Raw genomic sequence first — 13,854 nt, 5'->3', positions numbered from 1 at the left:
ATCCGCTTTGGCGCGCGGCGGCGCTTGCAGCGCTTTGCGCTCAGTTGCATATTCTTGCGCTTTTTTTGCCAAAAGCGCGGGGCGGCGGCTGGTATGCGGCGGCGCCACTCTTTACACTGTCGGCATGTCGAACAACGGGGCCGGCGATGTCCAACTATCAGGCGTTTGAAACACTGCGTGAGCACAAGGCGCGGCTGCACGGCAGCGTGCTGCTGGGCACCGGCGTGGAGCTGGCGGCCTGGTCCAACTGCAACGATCGCGTCACGCAGGAAAGCGCCGACCACCATACCCTGAGCCTGTACGTCGCCGACGGCTATGAGTGCTACCAGCAGGTGCCGGGCGGCTGGCGCAACGGCGGCGGGCCGGATCGGTTCTGCATCATGCCGCGCCAATACGCCTCCACCTGGGATGTGCGCAGCGATCTGTCGTTCGTGCATCTGTACTGCACCGACGGGCATCTGCGGCAGCTGGCGGAGCAAACCTGGGATCGCCGCCCGGCGGCGATCAACGTGGAGCCGCGCAGCTTCGGCGAAGATCCGCAGATCACGCTGCTGTACCGCCAGTTTTTGCTCAACTGCGATTGGCAAGACAGCGCCAATCTGCTGGCGCTCAGCAGCGCGTCGAACCTGCTGATGTCACACCTGATCCAGTGCTACAGCCAGCTGCAGTGGAAGCTGCCGCCGGTGCGCGGCGGCCTGGCCCCTGCGGTAGCCCGGCGGGTGCGGGAATATATCGCAAGCCACCTCGATCGGCCTTTGCTGTTGGCGGATCTGGCGGCGCAGGCCGGGTTGAGCGAATACCATTTCGCCCGCATGTTCAAGCACGCCACCGGCCTGGCGCCGCACCAGTTCGTGATGCGCGCCCGGCTGCAGCGGGCGGAACAGCTGTTGCGGCATAGCCAACAGCCGATCACCGAGATCGCGCTGGCGTGCGGCTTCAGTTCCGCCAGCCATTTCAGCAACCGCTTCAAGGCGGCCTATGGATTTGCTCCGCTGCAGGTGCGGCAGGGGCGCTAACCGAAAGGGAGTGCAACATGGATCAACAATTTGCCGGGCTGGGCGTGTTGTTTGTCGCCGGATTCGGGCCCATCACGCGTGAGAGCGACGAGAGCAAGGCGTTTTATGTCGAGGCGCTGGGGCTGCCGCTCAAGCCGATGCTGGGCAACGAAACCTATCTGCTGTCGGAGCAAGGCGCGCTGGACGGGGTGAAGCATTTTGCCCTGTGGCCGCTGGCGCAAGCGGCGCAGTCCTGCTTTGGCGACGATCGCTGGCCGGCGGATCTCGCGGTGCCGCAGGCGTGGATCGAGTTTGACGTAGCCGACATGGCGGTAGCCACCCAGAGGCTGGTCGATCGCGGTTATCGGCTGTTGGTCGCCAACCGCGAAGAGCCGTGGGGGCAAAGCGTTACTCGGTTGCTCAGCCCGGAAGGACTGCTGGTTGGCGTCACCTACACGCCCTGGTTGCGTTAAACGCCGTGCTGTTCGCCGCCGTTTCGCAGCGGCGGGCGGCCTAAGAACAAATACGCATTAGCTTAAAGCGATCTGCGCTATAGACCTATCGAATCCCCGAGTTGTTTCCTTCCCTGAAAGCAGTAATCCCGTTCATTGCGTAAAAACCAAGGGCCAGAACGCGCTATTGCCATGCCATTTTACGGCGATTTTCCCTCGTCTTTTTTTGTCGCCAGGTGCCTGATGGGAATAGAGATTATTCTTATATTTCCATCAATGCTTAAGAAATAATAATGATTCTCGTTTTCAACCACGGAAAGGAGAAGGAACGATGAAAACAGTGAAACGAACGGGCATCGCGCTGGCGATAGCCCTGACTTTCCCCCTGGCATTGCCTGCCGCTATGGCGGCGCAACCCTCCCTGACAAACAGTAAGGCGGCGACGATGACGGAAAAACACGGGCAGTTTATTGCGGTCGGTAAAGTGGTGCAGGTGACCTTCGGCGATTTCGCCTTCAAGCTGGATTTTACCGATGACAATACCATGACCTTCACCGGTATCGGCGAGGCGTCGCAGGGCATTACCGACACGGTACAGTACACCGCAGTGGAGATTCGGCCGAAGGTCTACATGGTCTATTGGCACGAACCGCAGTCCGGCGACAACGTGACGCATATCGAGGACTTTGAGCGCGGCGAGGTGTACACCAACATCGCCGCCAAGGACGGCAGCTTCACCCATCTGAAAGGGCAGCTGAAAATCGTAGGTCACTCAGGAAACTAAGGAGCAGTTATGAAAAAGGCATTGATCGCCTGTGCGATCGTCGGCGGCTTGCTGGCGAGTTACCCGGCGTTGTCAACGGATCAGGCGGCGTCGCAAAAGTCGGCCGGCAAGGGCGGCTATCATCATGCCCAGCAAAAGCTGAAGGTGGTGGAAGATCTGTACGCGGGCTTCTTCAACCGCCACGACATCGGCGTGGCGCAGAGGCTGATTGTGGAAAACTACAAGCAGCATAACCCGTTCGTCGGCGACGGCATCAAGCCGTTCCTCGATTTCTTCAGCCAGACCTTTAAAGACAATCCGCAATACAGCGCCAAAATATACCGCAGCGCGGTCAACGGCGATCTGGTCTACGTTCACGTCAAATACCAAAATAACCCGCAGGATCGCGGCACCGCCAGCGTGGATATTTATCGGGTGAACGATCAGGGGAAAATCACCGAGCATTGGGACGTCAATCAGGATGTGCCGGAAAAATCGGCTAACGACAATACCATGTTCTGAGCCACAAGGGCCGCTGCGGCGGCCCTCTACGCGCCTGCAACACTTTATTTACTTACATAAATATTAAATGACCGCCGCGTCGAGTAGGCTACGGCCGCCTTTGGCAGTGGTGGTACGGTTGATGGGCGTCATTGTCCCGCCACTGCTTGAGGCGTTTCCCCACATTCCCCGTTATCCCGCACGTTGATTTTCCACTTTTTTGAACTGATGGCGCAGCTGCAGCGCATTGCAAAGCACCAAGACTGCCGTGACGGCGAACACCCAACGGAACCCCATCATCGCCGAAATGCCCGATCCCAGCAGCGGGCCAACCACGTTCCCCAGGTACATGAAGGATTGGTTATAGCCGAAGATGCGCCCGGTCACCTGATCGGAGGAATACTTCAGCAGCAGCGCCTGCACCGCCGGCATCAGCGCACCGTCGGCAAAACCCAGCAGGAAGCGCAGAATGCCCAGCTGCAGCGGCGTATTCACCCAGGCCATCACGGCGAACAGGCCGGTGGTGAACAGCAGCGCGGCGATCAGAATGCGCGCGGTACCGATGCGATCGCCGAGCCGCCCGAGGCGCGGCGCGGAGATCAGCGCCGCGATGCCGGGCACGGCGGCGATCATGCCGCTGACGAAGGCGATATTGCTGACGTTGCCCGACAGTTCGCGAATGAACAGCGTCAGGATCGGGCTGATGGAGGAGTTGGCCAGCTGGATCATCAGGGTGCAAACGAACAGGGTGACGATCAGCGCCGGATAGGGCAGCGACCGGAATACCGCCTTGCCGCTCAGCTGATCCGCTTTTTTCACCGTGATGCGCCGCTCTTTAATCAGGAACAGCGTCACCAGGAAACTGACGAACATCAGCCCGGAAGTGACGAAAAACACCACCCGCAGCCCCAGATGGTCGGCCATCAACCCGCCCAGCAGCGGCCCGGCGATCACGCCGGAGATCTGCCCGGTCGAGAGTGTGCCCAGCGCCCAGCCGCTTTTATCGCGCGGCGCCTGCGAGGCGACCAGCGCCATGGCGTTGGGAATATAGCCGGACGTCAGCCCCATCAGGGCGCGCAGCGCGAACAGCTGCCACACGTTAGTGGCCAGCCCCTGCAGCGCGATGACGATCGCCATGCCCAGCGAGGCGCGCAGCAGCATCAGCTTGCGGCCTTTGCGGTCGGCCAGGCTGCCCCACAGCGGCGAGACCACCGCCGAGACCAAAAAGGTGCCGCTGAACACCAGCCCGGACCACAGGCTGAGGGATTGGTGATCGCTGACGCCGAGCTGTTCGACGTACAGCGGCAGAAAAGGGAGGATTTGGCTCATCGCCAGCCCGGTGAAGAAACACCCGAGCCAGACCGAGATCAGATTGACTTTCCACGCTTCCATCGGCTTACCGTACCACGTTGAATAAGGAGGGATTTATTAAGCAAAATAATAATAACACTGCAAATTAATCGGCGAGGGGCAAATGCGTGAGCAAACGTAACCCTGCCGATGCAGTGTCTTTTTTGCTATATATTAATAGCTATATTATCATAGGTAACTAGGTTAAGCCAGAGCGGCGCGGTAGCCAGGCAGGGCACTGCGCGATCCGGCGGTGTGAAAGCAGGGATAAACTGAACGCTAGATTGATGCCAATGAAAAAAGATCACCCTGAAGACGTGACGCTGCTGCGCACGCAGTTAATGTCGCTGGTGCGCCGTTTACGGCGCGAGTCGCGTAGCGACGAAAAATCCTGGGCCCAGCTGATGCTGTTGGGGGCTATCGATCGCCACGGCGGCGAGGCGACGCCGTCGCTGCTGGCGGAATCGGAGCGCATGCGTTCCTCTAATCTGGCGGCCGCGTTGCGTGAGCTGGAGGCCGACGGGCTGCTGGTGCGCACGCCGGATGCCGAAGATAAACGCCGGGTGCGGGTACGCCTGACGCCCGCCGGGCTGGGCCTGCTGCAGCAAAGCCGCAGCCGACGCGAGGCGTGGCTGCTGGCGGCGATGGAAAGTTGTTTAACGGAGCAAGAACAGGCGCTGTTGGTTGAGGCGGGGGCGCTGATGGCGCGGCTGGCGGCGGCGCCGTCTGCGGAAGCGGACTGATTGCAGGGGCGGCCTGAGTTGCCCCCCAGCGGCGAGATTACGGCATCGGCCAATCGACCGGCATGGTGCTGACCACGTCCACGTAGCGATCCCAGGCCGATGACCAGAATTGGGCGAAGGCTTCGAGGGTGAAGTGAATGCCCATCAGGCCCATCACGAACCAGCAGGCGGTAAACAGGCCCAGGCTGCTGAACATGAACGCCATGCCATTGCGGCTGGTTTTACGGCAAACGACGTTTAACTGGCTGGCGAAGAACATCATCACGGCGCTCAGCAACTCCCAGCGCATCATGATTAAACCGGTGGCAATGGTACTCATCGAACTCGATCCTATGTAACAAAAAGCCGCATCCGGCAGGGCGCCGACAGGAAAATGCGGAGGAGAATAACGGTAATAGTGTGATAAGGATCACATTGTAGCATTGAGAGGAACGGCGGCTCAATGGGGCGCGCGGTGAAAAAATCGCCGCCGGTAACATTCCAATATGCTGAAACAGTTATGCCATTTCATTAGCAACCTTTTCATGGGGCGTCGCGCCCGATAACGCTATGCTTGCCGGCTTTTCAGTTCCCTGATTTTGCGGGGAAATGTGACGCAAAAGGTATCGGCTCCGCATGGCCCTGTTAAAAGAAAAAATTCGCGACCACTCCGCGGAAGAGATGCTGTTTATCCGCCGGGCGGCCGTGGCGCTGGCGCTGGTGGTGGTCTGTTTCGGCGCGCTGGTCGTCAATCTCTACCGGCTGCAAATTCGCCAGCACGGCTTTTACCAGACGCGCTCCAACCAGAATGACATCAAGATGTTGCCGATCGCCCCGAGCCGCGGGCTGATCTTCGATCGCAACGGCATTCCGCTGGTACGAAACGTGACACTGTATCGTATCGAGATCACGCCCAGCAAAATCACCGACATGGCGGCGCTGCTGCAGGCGCTGACGCCGATCGTCGACCTGACGCCGGAGGACATCAGCGCGTTTCGCGATGACATGCACCACAACAGCCGTTACAAGCCGGTGACGCTAAAAACCGGTCTGAGCGACACCGAGGTGGCGCGCTTTGCCGTCAATCAATACCGTTTCGATGGGGTGACCATCGATACCTATCAACAGCGTGAATATCCTTACGGCGCTCAGCTGGCGCACGTGCTGGGCTATGTGTCGAAGATCAACGACAGCGATCTCAAGCGCCTGGACAAGGCCGGGCTGAGCGAGAACTATGCCGCCGATCGCAACATCGGCAAACAGGGCATCGAGGCCTATTACGAGTCCGAGCTGCACGGCACCACCGGCTATCAGGAGGTGGAGGTGGATAACCATGGGCGCGTGATCCGCCTGCTGAAGGAGCAGCCGCCGAAGGCCGGCAAGAACATCTACCTGACGCTGGATTTGCCGCTGCAGCAGTACATCGAATCGGTGCTGAAGGGGCAGCGCGCCGCGGTGGTGGTGGAAGATCCGCGCGACGGCGGCATCCTGGCGATGGTCTCCAGCCCCAGCTACGATCCCAATCCTTTCGTCAAAGGCATCGGCTATCAGGCCTATAAGGCGCTGCTGACCAACCCGGATCTGCCCCTAATCAACCGCGTCACCCAGGGGCTGTACCCGCCGGCGTCGACGGTGAAGCCCTACATGGCCGTTTCGGCGCTGTTCGCCGGGGTGATCACGCCCACCACCACCTTTTTCGGCGCGCCGACCTGGACGCTGCCCGGCACTGAGCGCCGCTACCGCGACTGGCTGAAAACCGGCCACGGCATGCTCAACGTCACCAAAGCGATCGAGGAGTCCGCCGACACCTTCTTTTATCAGGTGGCGTATGAGATGGGCATCGATCGTATTCACCACTGGCTGAGCCAGTTCGGCTACGGCCAGTCCACCGGCATCGATCTGAACGAAGAGTATCGCGGCGTGCTGCCGAGCCGCGACTGGAAGCTGAAGGTGCACAAAAAAGGCTGGTATCAGGGGGATACGGTTTCGGTGGGCATCGGCCAGGGGTATTGGGTGGCGACGCCAATCCAGATGGTAAAAGCGCTGACCACGCTGATCAACAACGGCCAGGTGAAAACGCCGCATCTGCTGTATTCGCTGCAGCAGGGCAACCGGGTGACGCGCTACCAGCCGCCGGCGCAAGCGGCGCAGATCGGTGATCCCCACTCGCCTTACTGGGGCATTGTGCGCAACGGCATGTACGGCATGGCCAACCTGCCGAACGGCACCGGTTACAAGCTGTTCCATACCGCGCCGTACCAGATCGCCGCCAAATCCGGCACCTCGCAGGTGTTCAGCCTGAAGCAAAACCAGACCTACAACGCCAAAATGATCCCGGTGCGGCTACGCGATCACATCTTCTATACGCTGTTCGCGCCTTACAAAAACCCCCGGGTGGCGATGGCGCTGATCCTGGAAAACGGCGGTGGCGACGGCGTGGTGGCGGGGCCGACCGCACGCGCGATCCTCGACCATATTTTTGACCCGGCCAACGCGCTACAGCCCGGTGATATGCCGCAAAGTAAACCGCAGTTAAACGACAGTGCGGATGTGCAACGGTGATGCGGTTTGTTTTTACTTTCTTACAAACTGCAATCTCCTGACCATTTCCGGCAAGGTAGACTGAAATAACACCATAAACCGAATAAAAACGTAGGGTTAACACAACAGTGGCGCCATCGACCAAAAAGAGCGGTAAAACCTATTCCACAGTTCGTTTCGGCTGGATTTGCGCCGGCATGCTGGTCTGTTTTTTTCTGTTGGCGTTCAGGGTCGGCTACCTGCAGCTGCTGGAACACCAGCAGTTGGCGGATCAGGCCGACCAGCGTTCGATCCGCACCCAGGTGGTGCCGACCAACCGCGCTATGATCACCGATCGCAACGATGAGGCGCTGGCGGTCAGCGTGTCGTCCAAAGACATCGTGCTGGACCCGAAGCATATTCTCGATACCCAGACCGATACCGGTAACGAACGCTGGCAGAGTATGGCCAACGTGCTGAAGATCCCGCTGGCGGACGTACAGCATCTGATCCAGAGCAACGCGCACAAACGTTTTGTCTACCTGGCGCGCAAGGTGGAGGACGACAACGCCGCCTACATCAGCAAACTGCACCTGACCGGCGTCAGCGCCGAGCAGGATTTCAGCCGCTTTTATCCGATGGGCCAGGATGCCGCCGGGCTGATCGGTATCGTCGGCCAGGACAATCAGGGGCTGGAGGGCATCGAGCTGGGCTTCAACCCGCTGTTGCAGGGAAAAAACGGCCTGCGGGTCTATCAGAAGGATGGCAGCGGCGCGGTGATCGGCGTGCTCAAAAGCGTGGATCCGGTGCCACCGCCGAACGTGACGCTCAGCATCGACAAATTTATCCAGTACGTGCTCTATGCGCAGATCCGCGACGGCGTGGTGGCTAACCAGGCCGACTCCGGCTGTGCGGTACTGGTCAAGATCGACACCGGCGAAATCCTCGGCATGGCCAGCTATCCGTCGTTCAACCCGAACAACTATGGCAGCACGCCGGCGAAAGACATTCGCAACGTGTGCAGCAGCGACAGCTTCGAACCGGGTTCGACGGTGAAACCGGTGGTGGTGATGGTGGGGTTGGAACATAAGCTGATCCGGCCGGATACCGTGTTGGACACCACGCCGTATCGGGTGAACGGTCACCTGATCAAAGACGTCGGCCACTGGTCGAAACTGACCATCACCGGCGTGCTGCAAAAATCGAGCGACATCGCGGTATCGCACATTGCGCTGGCGCTGCCGGCCACCGTGCTGCCGGCGGTCTACCGTAGCTTTGGCCTGGGGCGGCCAACCGAGCTTGGCATCGGCAACGAGAGCAGCGGCTATCTGCCGCAGCACCGTGAACGCTGGGCCGATATCGAACGCGCTACCTTCTCCTTCGGCTATGGGCTGCGCGTGACGCCGCTGCAGATGGCACGCGAATATGCTGCTATCGGTTCCTTCGGCATTTATCGCCCGCTGTCGATCACCAAGGTGACGCCGCCGGTGATGGGGCAACGTATTCTGCCGGCGGATACGGTACGGTCCGTGGTGCATATGATGGAGAGCGACGCCTTGCCTGGCGGCAGCGGGGTGAGCGCCGCGGTACCGGGCTATAGGCTGGCGATCAAAACCGGTACCGCCGAGAAAATGGGCCCCAGCGGCAAATACGACGGCGGCTACATCAACTACACCGCCGGTGTGGCGCCGGCCAGCGATCCGCAGGTGGCGCTGGTGGTGATGGTCAACAACCCGAAAGCCGGCAAGCACTTCGGCGGTTCGGTGGCGGGGCCGGTGTTCGGCAAGATCATGGCCCAGGTGCTGGAGCACATGAATATCCTGCCGGATGCCCAACCGCTTAACGTGGTGTCGTCGGTCAAGGGCTGATGGGGATTAGCGCGATTCCAGCAGGCGCTTTAGCGCCTGCAGATCGGCGTTCACCAGCCCGGCGTCGCGGGCGAACAGCGCGTCGTCCATGTCCGGCTGGCGGAACAGGGTGAAGATCACCTCGGTGCCGTGCCGGTTGGCGAGCGCGCGCAGCGGCACGTAGACCACGCCGCCGTTCGGCAGCGTCACCCAATGATCCAGCACGCCGAAGGCATTCGGCGCGCTGAAGCGAATACGAAGGTTTCCCTGTGGGGTGTCTGCCACCCATTCTTCATCTTCCTGCCGTAAACTGTTGGCCAACCCTTTGGCCCACAAGGGGAAATTTTCCGGCTGGCTGAGAAAGGCGTACACCTCGTCACAGGGGCGGTTGATGGCAATATGCAGCGTTTGCGCGCTCAGCATCGTGGCTTCTCCGGTTGGCGGTGATACTTCAGTGTAGATCCCGCCGCGCTCAGAAGTAGTAACCGATGTTTACGTTGGTGCGAAAATACCATTTATTGCTGCCGGAGGACTGGGTGCCGGTCCAGCCGGTGGCGTTTTCCACGCCGCCCCACGGGTTGGCGTTCTGCGCCCAGGTCAGATCCACCCACAGCATCACCGGCATGGCGAACACCTGCACCCCCAGCGTATTCATTTTGGAGTCGGAACCGCCGTGCTTATCCTTCCAGAGCACGCTGTAATCGTTGTAGAACCGCAGCTTTTTCACCGGCCCCCAAGGTACGTCGACGTCGCGCGCCAGGTTGATGGCGGCGGTGGTGGCCTGCGACGGGATCAGATAGGCCGGCGTCAGGCCGTTGCCGCCCATCCGGATCACCGAATTGTTGGCCCCGGCCGGGCCTTTGGCGTCGTAACCGTAGCGGATCACCTGGCCGGACAGATGCCAGGGATCGTTATTCACCAGCGTATGCAGGCCCGCCGCCCAGAAGCTGCCGTTATCGCCGGTAGCCTGGTTGTAGAGCCGTGAGGCTGCCAGCGAACCGCCGAGCTCATTGTCCCAGCCGCCCTGGTGGAAAGCGCGCGTCAGCCGCAGGTTTATCTGATCGCGTTTTTCGTTGCGCTGCAGGTGCTGTGACGCATAGTTGGTGTTTTTCAAATCGTCGTAGCTGGCGACGTCGGGGGCGTAACGCACGCCGGTCGGCATCATGCGCGGGTAATAGGCGGCGTCGAAGGCCCAATCGTCATGCTGATATTGGTATTTGGCGCCCAGCCCGGTGTTGACGCCAAAGCCGAGGTAAAACGGAATGCCGTACGACCAGCCGAACTGCGGGTAGGGCATCAGGCCGAACGGTTTGAACGGCGCGCCCAGTTGCACGGCGGAACGTTCAGACAGGTGATAGCCGACATAGGCGCGGTCGATGGCGTATTTGCGCCGATCCTGAAACCAGAATCCGCCATCGAAAAATGCATCGTTTACCTGGCCGACGGCATCGATGCGAAAAGCGTCAAAGCGTAAATGCGGAGGATTCCGATAATTGCTGCTGTGCCAGTCTTCATAGCGATAATTGGCGCGCAGTGCGCCGCCGATATCAATATTCTTTTTATTATCCTCGCTTTGCCAATGAATATGCGGAAATGCCGGACGGCTTTTTTTTACCGGCGCTGCGGTGGTGGCAGCATCGTTGGGCAATGCGGCGACGGTTGCATAACTCACTGGTGAAACAAGGAAAAAACAAAGCGTGATCTTGCGCATAGCAGGCCCCTGAAGAAAATAGACTGTTTATTAAGGCGAGCGAGTTTCACCTGTGAACAGGGCATTTACGCTCATCGGTTTTATATTTGAGACGATTTTATTGAGCGTTTCATATATTAAATTCCGCGCCGGTTAATATATGAAACTTTGTTTATTTTTTAATAGGAAAACTATAAATCCGGTATTAAACAAGTCAAGAAATAAAAATGAGAGTTGACGGGCAATACCGATTATTGGGTTGTCTTGGCCGGAGGGGGCAATACAGAGCAGGCTGAAATAGTCGTGTCATCAATGCCCGTTAGACTCGCGGCATCCTGGTATGACTGACTAAAAATCATGAACATAAAACTGACACTGGGCCGCAGGGTAAAACCTGCGGCAGCGCTACCGCGTGCGTTTGGCTTCGGCAAGAGCATGGGCTTATTAAGCGGGGTAATTTGCGTTATCGCGCTATTTTCTCTGCTGCAATTGTTTTCCACCCTATTTATTTCCAATATTTTGCGCGACGCCAAGGTTAATCTGGTGACAGGCGATGCGTTGCATCGCCAGCAGGCGACAATGGATCGCGCCTGACTGTCGCTGCTGACGGCCAGCGATACCCTGAACCGTGCGGGCATCTATTATCTGCAGGATAAAGCCACCGGCTCCGAGGGCAGTTGGCATAGCCTGCTGGATGAATCGTTGGCGGCGTTGGCGGCTTCAAAGCAGGCCTTTGCCCGGTTCGAGCGCTTGAGCACGGCTGCGCCCGAAGCGACGGGCGCCCTGAAAGACAGCTATCGTCTGTTCTATGACGGCCTGAAGGAACAGGCGCAAGGGTTGCAAAGCAGCGCCAGCGTCGATGCGTTTTTCGCCGTGCCGATCCAGGCGTTTCAGGCGGATTTCAACGAGAAGTATCTTGCCTACCAGACGCTGAACGAGCGGCGTGGCGATGACGTCAACGTGCGGCAATTGGCGGCGCTGGAGCAGGCCAAGATCTTTGCGTTTGGCGCGCTGGCGGCGCTGGCGCTGATTGCCGTGGGGGTCTGGGTCGGCGTCTCTCGCTGGGTTATCGCACCGCTGCAGCGGGCAATCGCGCACCTCAACGTGCTGGCCGCCGGCGATCTTTCGCGGCCGCTGCCGCCTGAGCGGGCGTTGAACCGCGAGATGCGTCAGCTGCAGACCAGCATTGGCCATATGCAAAACGGCCTGCAGCGGCTGGTGAGCGAGGTGCGCAATGCGGCGAGCGGGATCCTGAGTGGCGTCGGCCGGCTGGCGGACGGCAATCGCCAGTTGACGGCACAATCGGCGAAGCAGGACGGCGAATTGCAGTTGGCGACCGAGCACGTGCAGCAGCTGGCGGCGCGGGTGGAAGAAAACGGCCAATACGCCCAGCAGGCCAGCCAACGAACCGAACAAGCCCGGCAGTACGCCGGCGCCGGTGAGCAGATGATGGAAACCGTCAATGTTTCAATCCAAGGGATCGTCAACCAATCGGCCGAGATGCGTGGCATCGTCGCGCTGATCGACAGCGTGGCGTTCCAGACCCATATTCTGGCGCTGAATGCGGCAATCGAGGCCGCGCATGCCGGCGTTCACGGCCGCGGCTTTGCCATCGTAGCCAAAGAGGTGGGTCTGTTGGCGCAAAAGAGCAGCCATTCGACGCGCGATATTCAGCAGTTGATCAACCGTTCACTGCAGCAAATCGATCAAGGTTCGCAGGCGGTGGATCTGCTGACCGGCAACCTGCGCCAGATTATCGATCTGGTGAACAAATGCAGTGCCCTGATGGGGGAAATCTCGCAGGCGTCTTTCAATCAGGGGGAGAGCATTCAGGACGTGACGGCGCGCATTGCGGCGCTGAATCAGGTGGTGCAACAAACCGGCGCCGTGGTGAACGCGGTGACCGACGCTTCTCAGTCGCTGCAGGGCGAATCGGAACGGTTGGAAAAAGCGATGGCGCGTTTCAGGCTGCCTGTGCAATAAATAACCCTGACGCAGGTTAATGAATAATAAAGCTGCGCTAAACGTTATTTATTATTTTCCACCGCTGAGGGACGTTATTTCGATAAATAAAAAACAGACCGGCGCTTATGGATTAAAAAAATGCCGGCCTGCAGAGATTATTTTAACGCGATGATTAACGGCTGGTCTGGTGGCCGATAATGCCACCCAGCGCCGCGCCACCGAGGGTACCCAGCGTGCTGCCGTCGGTCAGCACCGCACCGCCGACTGCACCGACGCCCGCGCCGATCGCCGTGTTGCGATCGCGATTGGACATATGCCCACATGCGGTAACGGAAAGCGTTGCCATCACCACCACCAACACACCTGCGGCACGTTTAATATTCATAATGAGTTCCTGGTAAATTGACTGATTAATGGATTAAAAATAATCCGATTAACCTGCCGGTAGAAGTTGGGATGAATGTATTCCTCCGTAAGAAAATCGAACAGGTAAAAATTCTTAATTTTGCGGCGGTGAAAAGCGATTGCTCGCCGAATGTGCGGCCGCCGGTAAAATCGTGGGTCTATACTGGAAAGACGCCTCGCGGGGTGCGGGGCGCACACGCTGGAGGCCGCCATGTCCGATCTCGTTTCCGCATCCGGCAAACCGGTGAAAACCCCCGGCCCGGACCACCCAATCACCTTGACCCGCCATCCGGCGCGGGTTGTCGTGCGTGCAGCCGGTCAGACCCTGGCCGACAGCCGCAACGTGCTCATCCTGCAGGAAGCCACCTATCCGCCGGTGTTTTACTTTCCGCGTGAGGATGTGAATCGGGCGCTGTTGCAGAAAAACGAGCACGTCAGCTACTGCCCTTATAAGGGCGACTGCAGTTATTTCTCCCTTGTGCTTAACGGCGAGCAGGAGGCCAATGTGGCCTGGAGTTATGAAATGCCCTACAACGCCGTGGTAGCGATCAAGGATCATCTGGCATTTTATCCCGATAAAGTGACGGAGATCCGCACAGAAGCGTGAGCCGCCGCCGCCATCGGGCGGGGCAGGTTGACATTCT

13 protein-coding genes and 1 pseudogene are annotated in these 13,854 nt (G+C 59.1%); 9 read left to right on the top strand and 5 right to left on the bottom strand.

The genetic code is table 11. The features are described from left to right. Positions 1-146 precede the first annotated feature (146 nt). The 4 genes from ACJ8HA_RS06085 (at position 147) to ACJ8HA_RS06070 (ending at position 2,732) form a co-directional block, all read left to right on the top strand. On the top strand, positions 147-1,016 hold the full coding sequence (locus ACJ8HA_RS06085) for a helix-turn-helix domain-containing protein (RefSeq protein ID WP_442515258.1): 870 nt from the start codon (positions 147-149) through the stop codon (positions 1,014-1,016). A 17-nt stretch (positions 1,017-1,033) separates the two neighbouring features. Continuing rightward, positions 1,034-1,468: a glyoxalase/bleomycin resistance/dioxygenase family protein gene (locus tag ACJ8HA_RS06080; protein ID WP_060433022.1), complete on the top strand. Its 435-nt coding sequence runs from the start codon at positions 1,034-1,036 to the stop codon at positions 1,466-1,468. Positions 1,469-1,778: 310 nt separating this feature from the next. Next, entirely contained in the window at positions 1,779-2,231 is a 453-nt protein-coding gene (locus tag ACJ8HA_RS06075; RefSeq protein ID WP_442515257.1) for a MoaF-related domain-containing protein, read from the top strand. A 9-nt stretch (positions 2,232-2,240) separates the two neighbouring features. Beyond that, positions 2,241-2,732: a nuclear transport factor 2 family protein gene (locus ACJ8HA_RS06070; RefSeq protein WP_025302780.1), complete on the top strand. Its 492-nt coding sequence runs from the start codon at positions 2,241-2,243 to the stop codon at positions 2,730-2,732. Between the two features lie 171 nt (positions 2,733-2,903). Here ACJ8HA_RS06070 and ACJ8HA_RS06065 read toward each other — a convergent pair whose 3' ends face one another. Next, positions 2,904-4,103: a multidrug efflux MFS transporter gene (locus ACJ8HA_RS06065; RefSeq protein WP_442515256.1), complete on the bottom strand. Its 1,200-nt coding sequence runs from the start codon at positions 4,101-4,103 to the stop codon at positions 2,904-2,906. A gap of 251 nt (positions 4,104-4,354) precedes the next feature. Here ACJ8HA_RS06065 and ACJ8HA_RS06060 point away from each other — a divergent pair, with 251 nt between their 5' ends. Then, a complete protein-coding gene (locus ACJ8HA_RS06060) occupies positions 4,355-4,804 on the top strand; it encodes a MarR family winged helix-turn-helix transcriptional regulator (RefSeq protein WP_442515255.1) in 450 nt (149 codons plus the stop codon). 37 nt (positions 4,805-4,841) lie between these two features. Here ACJ8HA_RS06060 and ACJ8HA_RS06055 read toward each other — a convergent pair whose 3' ends face one another. Beyond that, positions 4,842-5,123 (bottom strand): YjcB family protein, encoded by a 282-nt coding sequence (locus ACJ8HA_RS06055; protein ID WP_046898399.1) that lies wholly within the window; start codon positions 5,121-5,123, stop codon positions 4,842-4,844. A gap of 296 nt (positions 5,124-5,419) precedes the next feature. Between ACJ8HA_RS06055 and mrdA the strand changes: the two genes are divergently transcribed. Then, positions 5,420-7,345 (top strand): penicillin-binding protein 2, encoded by a 1,926-nt coding sequence (mrdA, locus tag ACJ8HA_RS06050; RefSeq protein WP_442515254.1) that lies wholly within the window; start codon positions 5,420-5,422, stop codon positions 7,343-7,345. Positions 7,346-7,452: 107 nt separating this feature from the next. Continuing rightward, on the top strand, positions 7,453-9,171 hold the full coding sequence (locus tag ACJ8HA_RS06045; RefSeq protein ID WP_025302783.1) for a penicillin-binding transpeptidase domain-containing protein: 1,719 nt from the start codon (positions 7,453-7,455) through the stop codon (positions 9,169-9,171). Between the two features lie 6 nt (positions 9,172-9,177). On the opposite strand, the gene ACJ8HA_RS06040 is transcribed toward ACJ8HA_RS06045, so the two are convergent. After that, positions 9,178-9,573: a polyketide cyclase gene (locus ACJ8HA_RS06040; protein WP_025302784.1), complete on the bottom strand. Its 396-nt coding sequence runs from the start codon at positions 9,571-9,573 to the stop codon at positions 9,178-9,180. A 49-nt stretch (positions 9,574-9,622) separates the two neighbouring features. Beyond that, a complete protein-coding gene (locus ACJ8HA_RS06035; RefSeq protein WP_442515253.1) occupies positions 9,623-10,861 on the bottom strand; it encodes a hypothetical protein in 1,239 nt (412 codons plus the stop codon). A gap of 414 nt (positions 10,862-11,275) precedes the next feature. Here ACJ8HA_RS06035 and ACJ8HA_RS06030 point away from each other — a divergent pair. After that, positions 11,276-12,823, top strand: a pseudogene (locus ACJ8HA_RS06030) (methyl-accepting chemotaxis protein). Between the two features lie 154 nt (positions 12,824-12,977). Here the strand turns inward: ACJ8HA_RS06030 and osmB are convergent. Then, complete coding sequence (gene osmB, locus ACJ8HA_RS06025) at positions 12,978-13,190, bottom strand: osmotically-inducible lipoprotein OsmB (protein ID WP_004940700.1); 213 nt, start codon at positions 13,188-13,190, stop codon at positions 12,978-12,980. A gap of 231 nt (positions 13,191-13,421) precedes the next feature. On the opposite strand from osmB, the gene ACJ8HA_RS06020 reads away from it, so the two are divergent. Next, entirely contained in the window at positions 13,422-13,817 is a 396-nt protein-coding gene (locus tag ACJ8HA_RS06020) for a DUF427 domain-containing protein (RefSeq protein WP_260514892.1), read from the top strand. Positions 13,818-13,854 lie beyond the last annotated feature (37 nt).

This window comes from Serratia sp. CY33802 (assembly GCF_052169095.1).
In the GTDB taxonomy this organism is placed as follows: Bacteria; Pseudomonadota; Gammaproteobacteria; order Enterobacterales; family Enterobacteriaceae; genus Serratia; species Serratia bockelmannii.
The sequence above is the reverse complement of the archived record's forward strand: the minus strand, read 5'-3'. Positions and strand labels throughout refer to the sequence as shown.